Origin of the sequence: Acinetobacter sp. ACIN00229 (assembly GCF_016106645.1) — a bacterium.
GTDB classification, from domain to species: domain Bacteria; phylum Pseudomonadota; class Gammaproteobacteria; order Pseudomonadales; family Moraxellaceae; genus Acinetobacter; species Acinetobacter oleivorans.
In genome coordinates this window covers 43,575-58,989 of the sequence record NZ_JADWOM010000003.1, presented here as the reverse complement: position 1 = coordinate 58,989, position 15,415 = coordinate 43,575, and the positions used below count along the sequence as shown (strand labels likewise).

Annotated in this window: 14 protein-coding genes and 1 pseudogene; 9 read left to right on the top strand and 6 right to left on the bottom strand. The window is 34.4% G+C overall.

From position 1 onward, the window contains the following. The first annotated feature begins 6 nt into the window (after window positions 1–6). From I7H67_RS03160 to mnmC, 4 genes are read left to right on the top strand one after another with little or no spacing between them, the layout of a single operon-like run. Entirely contained in the window at window positions 7–621 is a 615-nt protein-coding gene (locus I7H67_RS03160; RefSeq protein ID WP_198307054.1) for a septation protein IspZ, read from the top strand. A gap of 34 nt (window positions 622–655) precedes the next feature. Beyond that, window positions 656–958 (top strand): YciI family protein, encoded by a 303-nt coding sequence (locus I7H67_RS03155; protein WP_005309522.1) that lies wholly within the window; start codon window positions 656–658, stop codon window positions 956–958. Window positions 959–962: 4 nt separating this feature from the next. Further along, window positions 963–1,430: a hypothetical protein gene (locus tag I7H67_RS03150; RefSeq protein WP_192455221.1), complete on the top strand. Its 468-nt coding sequence runs from the start codon at window positions 963–965 to the stop codon at window positions 1,428–1,430. A 23-nt stretch (window positions 1,431–1,453) separates the two neighbouring features. After that, a complete protein-coding gene (gene mnmC / locus I7H67_RS03145; RefSeq protein ID WP_198307053.1) occupies window positions 1,454–3,328 on the top strand; it encodes an FAD-dependent 5-carboxymethylaminomethyl-2-thiouridine(34) oxidoreductase MnmC in 1,875 nt (624 codons plus the stop codon). 37 nt (window positions 3,329–3,365) lie between these two features. On the opposite strand, the gene I7H67_RS03140 is transcribed toward mnmC, so the two are convergent. After that, on the bottom strand, window positions 3,366–3,680 hold the full coding sequence (locus tag I7H67_RS03140; RefSeq protein WP_002116171.1) for a rhodanese-like domain-containing protein: 315 nt from the start codon (window positions 3,678–3,680) through the stop codon (window positions 3,366–3,368). 91 nt (window positions 3,681–3,771) lie between these two features. Here I7H67_RS03140 and I7H67_RS03135 point away from each other — a divergent pair, with 91 nt between their 5' ends. From I7H67_RS03135 to I7H67_RS03125, 3 genes are all read left to right on the top strand, one after another. Further along, window positions 3,772–4,260, top strand: coding sequence for a YajQ family cyclic di-GMP-binding protein (locus I7H67_RS03135; protein WP_004789065.1), 489 nt, complete (start codon window positions 3,772–3,774; stop codon window positions 4,258–4,260). 160 nt (window positions 4,261–4,420) lie between these two features. Further along, window positions 4,421–5,698 (top strand): tyrosine-type recombinase/integrase, encoded by a 1,278-nt coding sequence (locus I7H67_RS03130; protein WP_198307052.1) that lies wholly within the window; start codon window positions 4,421–4,423, stop codon window positions 5,696–5,698. Window positions 5,699–5,786: 88 nt separating this feature from the next. Continuing rightward, window positions 5,787–6,266 carry a GNAT family N-acetyltransferase gene (locus I7H67_RS03125; RefSeq protein WP_198307051.1) on the top strand — a complete coding sequence of 160 codons (480 nt, stop codon included), beginning with the start codon at window positions 5,787–5,789 and terminating at the stop codon, window positions 6,264–6,266. A 248-nt stretch (window positions 6,267–6,514) separates the two neighbouring features. On the opposite strand, the gene I7H67_RS03120 is transcribed toward I7H67_RS03125, so the two are convergent. Continuing rightward, the gene (locus tag I7H67_RS03120) at window positions 6,515–6,844 is read right to left on the bottom strand and encodes a hypothetical protein (RefSeq protein WP_198307050.1); all 330 of its coding nucleotides are present in this window, start codon (window positions 6,842–6,844) and stop codon (window positions 6,515–6,517) included. Window positions 6,845–7,007: 163 nt separating this feature from the next. Between I7H67_RS03120 and I7H67_RS03115 the strand changes: the two genes are divergently transcribed. After that, window positions 7,008–8,090 carry an SH3 domain-containing protein gene (locus I7H67_RS03115; protein WP_198307049.1) on the top strand — a complete coding sequence of 361 codons (1,083 nt, stop codon included), beginning with the start codon at window positions 7,008–7,010 and terminating at the stop codon, window positions 8,088–8,090. Window positions 8,091–8,166: 76 nt separating this feature from the next. Here the strand turns inward: I7H67_RS03115 and I7H67_RS03110 are convergent, their stop codons facing one another. From I7H67_RS03110 to I7H67_RS03095, 4 genes and pseudogenes are all read right to left on the bottom strand, one after another. Beyond that, window positions 8,167–8,937 carry a retron system putative HNH endonuclease gene (locus tag I7H67_RS03110; RefSeq protein WP_198307048.1) on the bottom strand — a complete coding sequence of 257 codons (771 nt, stop codon included), beginning with the start codon at window positions 8,935–8,937 and terminating at the stop codon, window positions 8,167–8,169. Beyond that, window positions 8,921–10,300 carry an AAA family ATPase gene (locus tag I7H67_RS03105; RefSeq protein WP_198307047.1) on the bottom strand — a complete coding sequence of 460 codons (1,380 nt, stop codon included), beginning with the start codon at window positions 10,298–10,300 and terminating at the stop codon, window positions 8,921–8,923. Before I7H67_RS03105 ends, I7H67_RS03110 begins: the two co-directional genes overlap by 17 nt. Before the next feature lie 136 nt (window positions 10,301–10,436). Then, the gene (locus I7H67_RS03100) at window positions 10,437–11,417 is read right to left on the bottom strand and encodes a hypothetical protein (RefSeq protein WP_320158867.1); all 981 of its coding nucleotides are present in this window, start codon (window positions 11,415–11,417) and stop codon (window positions 10,437–10,439) included. A 1-nt stretch (window position 11,418) separates the two neighbouring features. Then, window positions 11,419–11,889 (bottom strand): annotated as a pseudogene (locus I7H67_RS03095) (exodeoxyribonuclease VII large subunit); the annotation flags it as partial. Between the two features lie 419 nt (window positions 11,890–12,308). On the opposite strand from I7H67_RS03095, the gene I7H67_RS03090 reads away from it, so the two are divergent. Beyond that, complete coding sequence (locus I7H67_RS03090) at window positions 12,309–14,996, top strand: restriction endonuclease (RefSeq protein ID WP_198307046.1); 2,688 nt, start codon at window positions 12,309–12,311, stop codon at window positions 14,994–14,996. Window positions 14,997–15,415: the final 419 nt, after the last annotated feature.

Sequence of the window (15,415 nt, the reverse complement as noted above, 5' to 3'; positions counted from 1 at the left end):
TCTAACATGAAAGCACTTCTGGACTTTGTTCCATTAATTATTTTCTTCTATTTATATAAAACAGTTGATCCAGCTAACGCACAGCATCCTTTACTTAAACTGATCGGGTCTGCTGGCGGTGCAGATAATAATAATATTCTTGTAGCAACTACTGGTCTAATTATTTCAATGCTCGTGGTATATGGTGCCCTATTTATTTTCCAAAAATTCCGTCTAGATAAACAACAATGGTTTGTATTGTTTATGACTGTGATTTTTGGTGGCATCACGCTCATGCTAAGTGATGATTTCTATATTCGTCTGAAAGCTGCAATTTTAAATTTGGTTTTTGCAGGCGCATTCTTGGTTTCACCTTGGTTTGGTAAAGACCGTAAGCCACTCATACGACGTTTATTTGATCCTATTTTAGAGTTAAGTGAAAAAGGTTGGAAAAATCTAAACTTCGCCTGGGCAGCCATGTTTGTCGTGATGTCTTGTTTACATGTGTTCTTCGCATTTTTATTTCACGGCGGAAAATATTGGGGCGAATTTACTGCATTTGGTGACATGATTGTGATGTTTTCATTTATCATTATTCAGTTCATTATTTTACGTAAGCATTTTAAGTCACCAGACGCTTAAAGTGGTTCCTGATTGATTATAGAGATACGATTACATGCCTTTTTTTGTTCTAAGCTGTACCGATAACGAAGGAACTTTAGAGAAACGCTTAGCAGTACGCCCTCAGCATATCGAACGTCTACAAAAACTCGATGATGAAGGCCGCCTTGTTACAGCGGGTGCTATGCCAAAAGATCCTAATGATCCACAAGCAGGCTTCTATGGTAGCACCATGATTGTTGAATTCGACAGTCGCGAAGCATTAGATGAATGGTTAAAAGAAGAACCATTTCTCAAAGAAGGCATTTATGCCCATATTGATGTAAAACCGTTCAATAAAGCATTTCCAAAAGGGTAATCGCATGCCGCCTGCAATCAAAAGCTTTCTTGGCTTGTGTTTGATATGTTCAACTGCTGGAGCAGTTGAACCTGCTGCAACACCAGCAACACCTCCTCCAAGCGCGCCTTCAACTCAGGCAGCTAAACCCGCTCCTACAGCACCAACAGGTGTAAAAACATCGACTACAGCTCAACCACTTACAGCTGAACAACTCGTAAAGAATAAACAACAGCAAGATGCGAAAATCAAAGCTTTAGTTCAAGATCAAGCATCTCGCTTAAAACAGTTAGAACATGCCAATCTTGAAGCACTTGCTCAGAACCAAGAGCTACAGTTAAAAAACGACAGCCTCTCTGTTCAGGTTCAAGTTTTACAAAGCGAACGTAGTGCACAAATGTTTTTATATGGCGCGGTTACCTTAGCGGGTGGCGTATTGCTAGGATTCTTTATTGCTAGTTATATCCATACAAAACGTCGACGCCAGTGGTAAATCGAAACAATCTATTAAACCAAATGAACGTATCAAACCGTATCCAAACAGCAGAACTGGACTGGGAATTAATCGATGGTATCGAGGTTCCCATTTCCAAACAATTTGGTGATGTCTATTTCTCTAAAGATAATGGCTTACTTGAAACACGACATGTTTTTCTAAATGGTAATGACTTATCAGAACGCTTAGCCAATCTAAAAGATTTTGAATATTTCAGTGTAGGAGAAACTGGTTTTGGTACAGGTTTAAACATTCTTGCACTCTGGCAACTTTGGCAACAAGTTCGTCCAGACAATCAAAGTCATTTACATGCAATTAGTGTTGAAAAATTTCCCTTAAGTAAAGCTGACCTTATTCGGGCTTTAAATGTCTGGGATGAGCTTAAACCACTTGCAGAGCAGTTAATTGAACAATATCCGCTCCCTATTGCTGGATGTCATCGCTTAACTTTTCCAAACGAGCGTTTTAGCATCGACCTATGGCTAGGAGATGCACAAGACATTTTCCCAAGCATAGCGAAAACTAAAGCAGTAAATGCTTGGTTTTTAGATGGCTTTGCGCCCTCTTGCAATCCAGAGCTGTGGGAACAAAATGTTTTAAACCATATTGTTCGTCTTTCAGAATATGGCAGCACATTTTCCTCTTTTAGTGTCGCGGGTGTTTTAAAACGTGGGCTAAAGGCGCACGATATTACTATTTCTCGTCCACGTGGTTTTCGGCATAAACGGGAAATGCTCAAAGCAATCTGGAATCCACCTCAATCTGATGATGAATCCTCACAATTAGACCAAGTTCAGTCATTGGGTAAAGAACAGCAGCATATTGCGATAATTGGGGCCGGTGTAGCAGGTTTAACTACGGCGTGGGCATTTGCAGCACGCGGGCATCAAGTCACCTTATACGAGCAAACAGAAGCATTATCTGGTGCTTCTGGAAATCCTTTGGCATTGCTTAATCCTAAACTATGTCCGATTGAACAAAGCCATGAACATCTCATGACTTTAAGTTGGCAACATGCTTTAAATTTTTATAAAAATTTTCAAGCATTCCGCCCACTTCAAATACAACAAATCGCATTGAAAAATGCAGATGAACTTCTCGATCTTGTAAACCAATATCCAGCAGAAGTTGTTACCCATTCAACAAACTCACTTGAAACTGCATATTCTAGTGTTTCACTGACCGAAGCGGGTTCTGTTTCACCACATCAACTACGTGATGAAATTTTACAACACCCTTTAATTGCTCTAAAAATTGCCCATGTCACAGCACTGGTTCCTTTTGAAAATAAAGTTCAATTGCAGGCTGATAATGAAGTTATTGCTGAAGCAGACCATGCTGTTGTGTGCTGTGCTCGGGGAAGTGCTGCTTTATTTGAAAGCTATCCACAGTTAAAACCAATACGCGGACAAGTGAGCTGGGTTAATAATTCTTTTGCTCCCCTACCTTTAAATGAAGCTTATAGCTATGGTGGGTATTGTATGCAACTTGATGCTTCACAGATAATTTTAGGTGCATCTTTTTACCCAAATCGTGAAGATCAAGATGTGCTTCCCGAAGATCATGTGCATAACTTTGAATTAATCCACAGCGTATTCCCTGCATATGCAGAAAAGTTACCATCAACTTCGACGTGGCAAGGCCGTGCATCTATCCGTGCACAAAGCTTAGATTATTTTCCTCTGGTCGGAAAAATGCTTGAGAATAGTCGAATTGCTACTTTTGCGGGTCTTGGTTCTAAGGGCTTTCTATTTGCTCCTCTATGTAGCGAGATCTTGGTTGCCCAGATATTAGGAGAGGCTTGCCCAGTACCGGACAGTTTATTACAAAAACTGAATCCGCAAAGATTTCAAAAAAAAGTAAAACCTAAAAAGCCGTATTTCAAACCGCAATAGTTCTCTTCAATAAAAAAGCACCCTAAGGTGCTTTTTTTTATGCGCCCTGCTCTAGAGGCAAGCCAGCATCACGAGCTGCACGTGTCCCCCCCATCAGCACGACATATTCACGCGAGGCATCCAATCCTTCTAGTTTCTCAGCTGCACGAGGAGCTTTGCTACCACCACCACATAAAATATAAATCGGCTGACCCGCAGAGACCTGGTTCAAAATATCAGCATTCAAATCATTAATCGGGCGATTCACCGCACCTTTAACATGCCCTTCTGCATAAGCATTAGTATCACGGACATCCCAGATAACAGCATTTTCTGGGAATTCAAATGTTGTAATTTCTTGTTTACGGATCATTGTGCACTCCTTTGATGTAAACAACACTTGGCAAATGAAGAAAACCCTCTTAGCATCTCAAATATTCTTTCACTTTGTAAAGGTCTAAACTATGCCTTCTTTCGATATTGTCTCTGAATTAGAGTTATTTGAGGTTAATCATGCTGTACAAAACACACAAAAAGAGATTGCAACACGCTTTGACTTCCGTGGTCATGATGTTTCAGTCGAAATAAACGAAAAAAATAAAGAAATTAAAATCAGTACAGAAAGCGATTTTCAGTGTGAACAAGTTTACAACATGTTAGAAAATCACTTTTATAAACGTAAAATTGATGTACAAGCACTTGATCCACAAAAAGCTGCTGCTTCAGGCAAAAATTTTGTACAAGTGATTAAACTTAAAGACGGTCTTGACTCAGATACTGCAAAAAAAATTAATAAAGCCATTAAAGAAAGTGGCGTTAAAGTGCAATCTTCTATCCAAGGCGACAAAATTCGTGTAACAGATAAAAAGCGTGACACTTTACAACAAGTCATGAATTTTTTACGTGAACAGCAATTTGGTGTGCCATTACAGTTTAATAACTTTAAAGACTAAGTTACTTCGCTTGAGTTCATATAAATTCACAAGGTATTGATTTTTATACAAAACAAATATGAACTAATTGCTTATTACTTCTTATTACTTCGCTTGAAAACACTATAGAAACGGGTAAGATGACGGGTATATCCCAGTCCTCTTACCCGTTTTTTTCATCATGTTAAAAGATACTCAAGTCAAAAACTTAAAACCACAAGACAAACCCTATCGTAAACTTGATGCAGATAGACTTTATATAGAAGTCAGACCAAGTGGGAAAAAAGTTTGGATTCACAAATTCTCTTTAAATAAAAAAGAAGGTTCTATTACTTATGGAGAATACCCAGCAATATCTCTTGCTGAAGCACGTGAATATCATGCTAGAGATAGGGCCTTACTGGCTAAAGGAATAAACCCTGTCGCTCATCGTAATGAAACCGCTCGCCTTGCTTTAGAGACAGAACAAGAGACTTTTAAAAAATATGGAGATGAATGGAAAGAAAAACATAAAATTGATAAATCAGATGATTATAAAAAGCTTATTGAGTATGGATTAAAAACAGATATTTACCCAGTAATCGGGCATTTACATCCAAAAGATGTAACCAGCAAACATGTTTTACTCATTATCAATAACACCATGGAACGTATCAGAACATCAACTCGGTCACAAAAGCTGAAACCAAGTACTGGTGAAACAACGGCAATTGTAAATAAAACTTTTATTGGGATGATCATGCGGTCTTGTATTATGAAAGGATTAGCAGAGGTTGATCCTACATATGCAGTTAAAGGTATTATAAAACGCAAAAAAATTAATCATGCCAGACCGTTATCGATGAAGGAAATACGTGAACTGAAAGAAAGAATACCTTTATATAATGGAGCACAAACAACAAGAAATGCTCTTAATTTTCTATTTTATACAATGTTACGTACTATTGAAGTAAGAAGATTAGAATGGGCTTGGGTTGATTGGGAAAATAAAACCATTACATTTCCAGAGCGCACCTTTCAAGAAATCATTGAAGGTAAGCGTGCCATGAAAAATAATAAAATTCATCTACTGCCCTTATCTGATCAGGCTTTTAGCATACTGAAAGAGCAATACACAATCACTGCAAAATGTCAGTTTGTATTCTCTTCGCCAATGCAACTTGCCCTTGGCAAACCTGAAAAAATGTTAGGCCGCTCTACTCTAAATTTTGCTCTTGATGCTTTGAAAATGAATGATGTCTCCCCCCATGATGCTAGGGCTACTGCATCAACATATTTAAATGAATTAGGTAGTGATGATAGATGGATTGAAAAACAGTTATCACATACTGATAATGATAAAACAAGAGCAACTTATAACCATGCTAAATGGCTGAGAAACAGACGCTCTATGCTTCAATGGTATGCAGACTTTTTAGATGGAAAAGCTGAAATGCCTGTGCATGAGGAGGTCACTTAAATAGCACAATTTTAGGTCGAGGATAGCAAAAGTCTTTAATACTTTGACCTGCTTAGCTAATTATTGATATTATAGTTTTGGAGTAAAAATGAATACAAAATCATTCCAATCATCAGAAGAAGATGAGTTCATCGGACTAGATGAACAAAATGAAATCTCGGGTTTAGTTCGAAGGTTTGCTATAGAAAAATTAGGATATTCGCGTCCATGGGTTTCATCCATGCAACTAAGTCAAAAGAAACCTCAAACGAATGTGAATATTGCATTTAGTAAAAGTTTTGATGATCTCTATCTCAGATTCGGAAAATATGCATTCGCCGACCATAAAGATAAGAAATATATTGTAGTCGCTCGTATCGGGTTTAAAAAACAGAATAAAGGTTATGGAACTGCTTTATTGAAAGAACTCTGCAATTTCGGAGAAAAATTTGGATATGAATTTTTACAAATAGAATGCCCAAATAAGGATTGCCAAGCTTTTATGAAGAAATTGGGCTTTAAGGATGAGTTCTATCTTCCAATTGATCAGTTGAAAAAGTCTATTCAAACATATGAGCTTTCGAAATAAGCAAAATTCAGTCTCGTATAAGCTCGCACTGATTGCATTATAATCACTGTTATTTTTAACAACACTAAACATTAAACTATTGATTAATATTACAGGAGTCTTTCAACGATTTGCTACTACCAAAGATTACCTGATGCTTGTAAGCGACCTTTGGACCTAATGGCAAAAACAAAAATTTTAATAGTGTAGTTGTAGCAGATATATCAACACTGATTTAACGATTGTTGATATATCTTAAGTTACACAAACTACGCATTAAATTCCAAATATTCACCTAACCCATCAACCAACATAGCTATAGTAAAAGTAACATCACTATATACTTCTATTTCAAACATCATCTCTTCGAATACAGTTCTTACAATCTGCTTAGCTTCTTCCCTTTTTTCAGAAATACTACAAGTGTGAAGTACTAACTCACCTATAAAAGTATTTTCTACTTTATCTAGTTTAGTCCATTTTTCTATTTGCCTATTGCCAATCTTATTTTCTAATTTTTTTATTGATTCACATTTCTTGTCACTATGGTACCCACTCTGGGACATGGCATACGTAAAGATAAAATTATAAGCTTTCATATCTCACTCAAAATATATTTTCTTTTCTAAATAGTTAACGAATAAATTAATACTTTAAAACTAATACAATTCTTTTGATAAGGCATCAAACCAACCTTATTGACATGATAGTCTGAAGTTGTAGGATACAAGAATATTCTTAAATAAATATAGTTGTAACACTATGTCTAAAGACAATAAAATAGATAACTTCTGGTTTAATAACCCTCAAATACAAGCTTTTATAGAAGAAAATCAAAGAACACAAAAGCTCATTGATGCTGCAACAGGAGGATCTGCGTTAAGAAAATTCTATAATAATCGATCAGCAATTTTTAAAACTATGAATGATCTTAATCCAACTATAAAAATAATGAAGGATTTAGAAGAATCTCCTACCTTAAAATTAATTAGAGCATTTGAAAAATCCACTACTTCAAAACTTTTTCAGACACTTGAAGAACCTACAATAGTAAAGGTGAGTAAGGCATTCGAAAATTCTTTTTTTATGAAAAGTAATCAAATCGCTGAGCAGTTCCCCTTTATGTCAATGAACGGGAAGTACTATTTTAATGATAATTATTTTAAGTCTATTTCTTCTGCACTTGCCAATTCAGATATGATGTCAATTGCAAGAACAATGCAAGAAATCTATCCACCTAATTTTAATAATATTTCTAATGATACTGATCTAGATATTCACACTGATCTTGCCTTAGATATTTCACCAGAACTTCAAATAGAAGAAGAAGTAAGCCATTATTTTCATGATAGTGAGGAAGATTTATCTGTAGATGAGAGACAGAATCGTTTTTATAAATTATCAAATGAAGCAAAAGCCCGAGTTTATTATCTAATTTATATTTCGAGTTTATTTCTTGCCTGTGTAATGACTGCTGCATCTTCTGCCAGTACATTAAATTCGCTTGTTATCAATTTATTAAGTAGTATTTTTCACGACAGAATTCAAAGTATTTTAAAACCAAATCAAACAAAAGAAGAAATTAAAGCATTAATAAAAACAGAATTATCAACTTTTGATTCAGATATATTCAAAGGAAAACGAGTAGTTTTGCAAGAAACTTACTTATACACTATCCCATCCTCTTCGGCAGAAATAATTGAAGCTCTCAGTATTGGGCAAATCCTTACAATTCATGACGAACCTGAACTTGCTATAAGATGGTTAAAAGTTGAAATTATTCGCGAGAACAAACCAATTACTGGATATGTATTAAGAAAATTCTCCACCACCATTAAACAATAATGTCTTGAAGTAACCAATAAATTTATTCTACTGAATCCCCCTAGCGCTTTGCAACTTCATCATAATTTTGAAGAAATTAATCCAGACTAGAGTACCCATTTTCTGATAAATACTGTTCAGCTATTTCTCCTAATAAACACCGTCTCACAGTAAAAAAAGAAGGCCATTTTTTTTGAAACCAACGTTGAGCTACTTGTTCATGAATCTGAATATTATTCATTTCTCTTGCATGTTGTATAATACGATTATATTGAAACAAAATCTTCCTACGTTTTTGCGCTAGGCGATCACAATTCAGATTCAAGACTTTAATAGTCTCAACTACCAACTCTCTAAAATTACTATAATTATTTGGCTTATAGTCATCTAGTAATTTACATATTTCATCATTTGGAACCAAAAAACCAGTAGCTCTATCGAAGCTAAAAATAGCTAAATGCGGAATTTCCAAAGGATTAAGATATACGCCCTCAGTAATAGGAGAATTTAAGTAATGATTTTTATGTGCATCACAACTTAAATTTTGTGGCGTAGGAAACTTTGCTTTTTGATCCGACCCACCCTTACATACTCCAAAAACATTATTCCAATCTAATGCCCAGTTATTTATAGAATAATCTTTATCTGACTTATCATGGAAATGTTCGATTTGTCGTTTGGTTATATCTAAATCACTAATATCATCTTCACAGTAACCACAAAGTCCTCCCTGATCTAAAAAAATTAGCTCCTTAAGTCGATCATAGCTGTTTGAATGTTCTCTAAAATCATTCCAACTCCCCTTTTCATAAGAATCATAAAATTCTGTTAAAGGATTAGGGGGAGGTGACTTATTGATTTTTTTCAAGTTCTAATTCCCATTCCCTATTTTCGATATATAGATCAAGTTCATCTAATAATGGCTCCTCATCACCAAACGACTCATCCAATTGTATCCTTAATTCTAAAGCTTCCTTTTCGCCCCACTTATCCTTATATACCAACTGTTCATAGGCCCTTAATTTTTTCGTTATTTCTAAATCTTCAGGTCTAGTTTCTACACCAAAAATACGCTTCAATAATCGTGCCGACTCTGCCCCTTGACTTCCTTCTGGCGCATCATGCATTTGTCCATTTTCCAGTATACAAATACTTGTTGAATTAACTGTCGTTAAAACCTGAGGGCTATGAGTAGTAACAATAAACTGTATATTTTCAAATGCTTTTTCTAACGAAGAAATTACGTCTTGTTGCCATTGAGGATGAAGATGCATATCAATTTCATCAATCATTACTAGGCCAGTTGAAAGTCTGGCAGCGTCTTTTCCTAAATGCCCGTTAAGCAACACACAACGATAAGCTATATCAGCAATCATACCAATCATATTTTTAATCCCATCACTGAGCTGGGACATTTTCATGACTCCATAATCCTCATGCTCTAGAATTAAGGATTCATACTGTTGGCTGTACGTCAGATTTTTCCAGCCTACAGTTTCTAGAATTATATCTACCGCTCCTTTCACTGCTAATATTGTATCGTTAGCTGCTGGCAAAGTAGTGACTCCTTTTTCCAAAGCTATTATTTTTTTCGCAAAGTCATGTTTATATTCAGCAATAAACCAATCTTCAAATTGCTTAAAACTTGAAGCTGGGTCTAAACAATCTTGATAGGCAAAGGTTCTAATTTTGGCATTGACCTCATCACGAGTATTCTTTTTACTCTCAGTTAAACGCTTTTCTTTCCATAAACGTCCCGTACCGTAATAGCCAAAAACAGGTAAATCCAAAGTGCTTTGGTCTAAATTCCTAATTCTTTCTTGTATTTTTTTAGCATAATCTTTTAGCTTTTTAGTACCACTATCATCTTTCGTTCGTGACAATTTTGCTTCACTATCACGAATACGTGCCCAACAGAATACTCTATCATCAAAATTACATGTAGCAGATACTGAAGAAGGTAGCTGTCTAGCCATTTCTAATTGATCACCATCAACTTTTTTAATAATACGAATATCATCAATAGTAATCGTATTTGCAGGATCGGCAAAAGCTGTTTTTGCAAGATCAAACTGACTTACATAAGGCCACAATGCTATACGGATGCTATCTAAAATTGTAGTTTTACCTTGACCGTTGATAGCGACCAATACTGTTGTTCGTTCTTTAAAACTAATTTCTAATCTTTCATAACAACGAAAGTTTAAAAGAGTTACTTTTTGCAAAAGCATCTTAAAGCCTATATTTAAAAATTTTGCTTCACGACATTATTGTCGCATAGAAAAGAGAGAGTTTTAATTTTTTTAATTAATTCAAATAATAGTTACTAATTTATACAACAACTCTAATGGTACAGTAATATTTCTATTAAATATCATGCTTGTGAACTTCCTTATCATGTAAAAGAACTTTTTCAGGACTATGTGACTGTACCATTAGTTTGAGATATTCATTCGATTCAAGTGATATGTCATCAGCACTCAATTTAAATCTGGGATCAATACAATAAGTTTCATACAAGTAAAGTTCTGACATTAAGTCCAGAGTCAGAAAAAGTCTGACACAATTTTCTCTAATAGCAAACTGTGAATCACTAAGCAAATGAGCTGCTAGATGCCTATTAAAGTTTGAATATGCATCACCCTCTTGTGAGTCTTTAAATAAGTGTTCAGTTAGTAGCTTGTCACATGCTTTTGTGAAAACATCATAAAACAAAACATTACCCGGGCATGGTTGTCTCTGATAAGAATTACGAAAGAACATCTTTAGATCACCAAACTTAGGCTTTTTACCTTTTCCGAAATAATCAAGCCACCTTAAGAGAACCCCCTCAACAACAGGAATCAAGGTCAAATAAGAACCAATGAAATTACCTCGATAATAAGAAATCACAGCAGATTCAATTATGTTGACAAAGCTTTTAAAAGGAGCAAAGTGCTCAAATCGCCCTTTTTTCTGTCGCGCTCTCATTACTGGATTCATGATAATACTTGCAAAGGCATCTATAATTTTATGTTCATTTGCTGGCATATCAGAAATTAACTTTTGAACATTCGATACATCAGCCCCCGTTACAGTTGATGGCAAACTTAGGGCATATTGTACAAGATTGTTATTCAACTGAATGAGATCATCGATTTCTTCCAGCGGAGTAACAATTACATGCCGAATTTTTTCATCTACTTTGCGCCGTTGACGTGCTTCTTCAAAATACAAATCATAGGCTTCTTTACTGACACAATTCCAGTCATCATTGTCATCATTACAAATTTGCTTTTTGACTTCCTGCACCGATGACTTATCTTTCAAAGCATCTATCATCAACCTAGCTCTATCTACTGTACTCACATCATTTTCCCCAATACTGCTCAATAACAGCAGCAACGGTAATAATAAGCATCACAACGGAGCCTCTTTTGTTAGTTTCGTCGTCCTTCCGTCTACTGCTTACTTGTTGTCTGAGTTCATGATTAAGTTCAACCAATCTCTTATTTTCGTTCATTAATGTCTGTATATCAGTTCGATCGAATAGTTGTTTTAAATTAGCAGACAATGCAATCACATTATCACTTTTTGTTTTAAGGTCACTCTCTAGCTTAAAAATTTTAATTTTCTGTTGCTCTAAGGTGTCATTTCTAGAAAACAATTCATCAAACTGCACTTTAAAATGTATTCCTGCATCTGATGGAGTGATTGCAGAATGATCTGCCAAGTAGTCTAAAAGTATTACATCGGAATTATAACCCAAGCCTACAATTCGATGCCCTTTCAAATTAGAAAAGGCCTTTAATACTTTTTCATCATTATAGATATCAAATGCATCACTACTTCCCCTACCTCAAATATCTAACATCAATTTTAACGCTGTCAGCCTTTCCAGCTTTTAACTTATTTGCTATCTACCGTTACACTACCATTCAACATTTCTGTGGTTTGGTCGCGTGTAATCTCTTGGCTATTTGTTAACATCACGATTGGTATTCACTGTAACATTACTTAACGTACCTTGACCCATGGTGGCTTTGGCTAACTGCTCGGTTTCTTGTCCACTGCTTTGTACTACCATTCAGGTATTTAGACTAAAGAATTGCTTTTAGAAAGTATTAAAATATATTTTCTATTGAGGTAGCTGTTCAATATAACTACATAAGAAATTTATTAATTTTAAAGTATTTAAGAGTAGTAAAAGTTTTGATATGGTTATGGCAGTAGAAAATAATTAAATCTTGAGTATTTCGAATGAATATTGAAATTTGTACTCCTAACTCCGCTACAACAAAAGATAAGGGTGATTTATTAGAAAAACTGTGTAAAAAAATGCTTGAAGCACAAAATTATCAAGTGACAGAAGAAGTACGAAAGACTGGCAGTGAATTAGATTTATTGTGTGAACATAAGGTTTCTGGGAAGAAAATTTATGTTGAGTGTAAAGCATATAGAGATAAAAAAATTGATGCTCCAATCATAAGACAATTATTTGGTACAGTGGTATTTGAGAACTATAGTGAGGGTTGGTTAATAGGTACTTCAGAATTTAGTAAAGATGCAAAAGGATTCTGTGAGGAACTACCTAGTCGCCCTCTTGGTGACCGTATAGTAGTCTACTCATCAACAGATATTATTGAATCACTACAAGCATCTAAAATTATTAGCTCAATACCTCGTGAACATTTAGAACAACACATTGATATAAACAGCATTGGTGAATGGTTTTTATTAATTACAAGTTTTGGAAATTTTTGGGTAAGTACCATATTAAGTGCTGGTATTCCCACAAATGCTGTATGTTATTATGCAAAAACAGGAATATTAGTTGAAGATCAAGAACTACTAGATAACATTGCCTCTACAGATAGTAGTCTTTCTAAATTAGATTTTTCTAAAATTATAAATACAAAAAAAGAGATGAAGCCTCTATTTGACTCGCAAATTGAAGTTGTAGAAGTTCAAAGAGGCGAAGATTGGAATGACTATCGACCTGCACGTCCTCAGGATTTCGTGGGAAGGACTAAGGATATTCAAGAAATTTTTGACTTTTTTAAGAAGATTAGAGCAAATGAAATAAATACTAGAATTTTTGCTATTACTGGCAACTCTGGATTAGGAAAGAGTTCTTTGATTATTACTCTTTCTGAAAAAGCTAAAAATCGCCATCAAAAACAAAAGTTATTTCTTTACGCTATTGATGTTCGTGCAGCTAAATCACCTGAATATATTTACTCAGCCTTGTTAAAAACTTTACAAGAAGCCCAAACAAAAGGTTTTGGTGATCCAACTATTAAGTTACAAATAACTAATGTAAACCATCCTTTAGAGTCTGAATCAATATCTAAATACTTAAATAGTCTTGAAAGTTCAAAGCAATTAGTAGTATTAGTTTTTGACCAATTTGAAGAACTATTTAGTAAACCAGAGTTATTCGAACTATTTAATAATGCAACGAACATTCTATTAGATGCGGCTAGTTTAAAAACAAATTTATGCATAGGTTTCGCATGGAAAACTGATAGTACAACCCACTCAGAACATCCTGCTTATTTCTTCTGGCACCGTTTATCAGATTATCGAATCGTAAGAAAATTGAATCCATTTTCTGTTAGAGAATCTAATGCTGTTATAAATAAGTTTGAGGAGGCAATTGGAGAGAAAGTTCATAGTGATTTAAGACATAACTTAATTGTAAGTAGTCAGGGTTATCCATGGTTGTTAAAGAAACTATGCATTCATTTACATGAAAAAATATTGTCAGGCCAAAAGCAAGAGGAGCTTTTAGAAAATAAACTTGATATTTCAAGTCTTTTTGCTAGTGATTTAGAAGAGTTAAATCCTAATGAAGTTAGAGCTTTAAAATTTATTGCTCAAAGAGCGCCTGTCGATCTTGTTGATACGATTGATACTTGTGGAGAAGATGTAGTCACGAACCTACTTCATAAACGTTTAATCATTAAAAGTGGTATTAGATTAAATATTTATTGGGATATTTTTAGAGAATATATATTAACAGAGAGTATTCCTATTATTGCTCTTCGCTATTTACCATCAAATGACTTTCTTGCTATCTGGAATGTTGCACAACACTTAACAGGTACCCCAATTTCCATTCCAGAATTGGAAATTAAAACAAATTTATCTGATGGTACCATTCAAAATATTGGTACAGACTTACTAACATTTGGCATTGCAATAAGGGAAAATAGTCAATATTCATTGTCAGATGAAATACTAACTATGGAGAATTCCATGGAAAGTATTCTCTCATTAATGAGAGAAAAATTTAAAAAGCACATTATTACGTTAAGTTTAAAAGACTTACCTAATGGTACAAATATTACTTTGGCTTTCTTTATAGACTTAATGAAAAGTATTTACTCTAACAATGATTACGCAGATAAAACATGGAGATACTATGCAATCAGAATGTGCAAATGGCTAGAAATTACAGGTTTTTTGTCTCGAACAATTGAAACGTACACATGGTTTTATAAAGATATAGGGTTTGTAAAAACATCTGTAAGTAACGTTAGACGCCAGCAATCTTCTTTTTTCATACCAAGAAATAGTCCTCAATTAACTATAAATATTTATAATGAACTGAGAGGTAAGAAAATTTCCGATTACAAAAATGGTAGTAGTAATGCCAAAGCTGTGGAGATTTTTAAAAGATATAATTTAGTTGATGATGATAATAAAATTAAAAACGTTGAAAATATTGAATCTTATCTTTACGATGCCATTACAAATGAACTTAGTATTCAAGAAACCATATTAATAAAGAAATTGTATTCAGGAACTAAAAAATTAACTGCATCATTCGTTGGGCAGCTATTGAGAGATAAGCATGATATAAAATGGGCTGAAGGCACTGCAGAATATGCGGGTAAAAAACTAAACAGTTGGGCTAGCTGGTATGAAAATTTCGATCTATAGATTTTGGATTTCAGTTTCAAATTCTTCAGGTCAAACGCTCTGTGCCCCCCTTGTTCCGCAGTACTTTGCCCAAACAGATATAAAAAAGAGCTATTGCTAGGCAATAGCTCTTTTTTTATGTTTTTAATCATTTATCAAGTAAATTTAAAAAATCATCAGAAATATCTGCCACTTAAAAAAATCATATTTTTATGATTAAAATATCGAGTATGATATATATATGAATATTGATAGAGTCAATATTATGAATATGACTCTCATACTAATATCAAAATCATTAGAACCTATATTTACTGCAGGAAATCCAACCGGCGACCCATTATATATTGCAACAATGAATGCCAAATAAGATAAAACTAAAGCAAAAAACTTCTCACCAAATATAAAATTATCTAATATAATTAAGCGACTAATAATTA

What these genes read in the sequence shown, in the direction of transcription:
- I7H67_RS03150 (WP_192455221.1), top strand. Translation starts at nt 963, where the DNA reads ATGCCGCCTGCAATCAAAAGCTTTCTTGGCTTGTGTTTGATATGTTCA.
- I7H67_RS03125 (WP_198307051.1), top strand. Translation starts at nt 5,787, where the DNA reads ATGAATACAAAATCATTCCAATCATCAGAAGAAGATGAGTTCATCGGA.
- I7H67_RS03135 (WP_004789065.1), top strand. Translation starts at nt 3,772, where the DNA reads ATGCCTTCTTTCGATATTGTCTCTGAATTAGAGTTATTTGAGGTTAAT.
- I7H67_RS03155 (WP_005309522.1), top strand. Translation starts at nt 656, where the DNA reads ATGCCTTTTTTTGTTCTAAGCTGTACCGATAACGAAGGAACTTTAGAG.
- I7H67_RS03160 (WP_198307054.1), top strand. Translation starts at nt 7, where the DNA reads ATGAAAGCACTTCTGGACTTTGTTCCATTAATTATTTTCTTCTATTTA.
- I7H67_RS03130 (WP_198307052.1), top strand. Translation starts at nt 4,421, where the DNA reads ATGTTAAAAGATACTCAAGTCAAAAACTTAAAACCACAAGACAAACCC.
- I7H67_RS03090 (WP_198307046.1), top strand. Translation starts at nt 12,309, where the DNA reads ATGAATATTGAAATTTGTACTCCTAACTCCGCTACAACAAAAGATAAG.
- mnmC (WP_198307053.1), top strand. Translation starts at nt 1,454, where the DNA reads ATGAACGTATCAAACCGTATCCAAACAGCAGAACTGGACTGGGAATTA.
- I7H67_RS03115 (WP_198307049.1), top strand. Translation starts at nt 7,008, where the DNA reads ATGTCTAAAGACAATAAAATAGATAACTTCTGGTTTAATAACCCTCAA.
- I7H67_RS03120 (WP_198307050.1), bottom strand. Translation starts at nt 6,844, where the DNA reads ATGAAAGCTTATAATTTTATCTTTACGTATGCCATGTCCCAGAGTGGG.
- I7H67_RS03140 (WP_002116171.1), bottom strand. Translation starts at nt 3,680, where the DNA reads ATGATCCGTAAACAAGAAATTACAACATTTGAATTCCCAGAAAATGCT.
- I7H67_RS03105 (WP_198307047.1), bottom strand. Translation starts at nt 10,300, where the DNA reads ATGCTTTTGCAAAAAGTAACTCTTTTAAACTTTCGTTGTTATGAAAGA.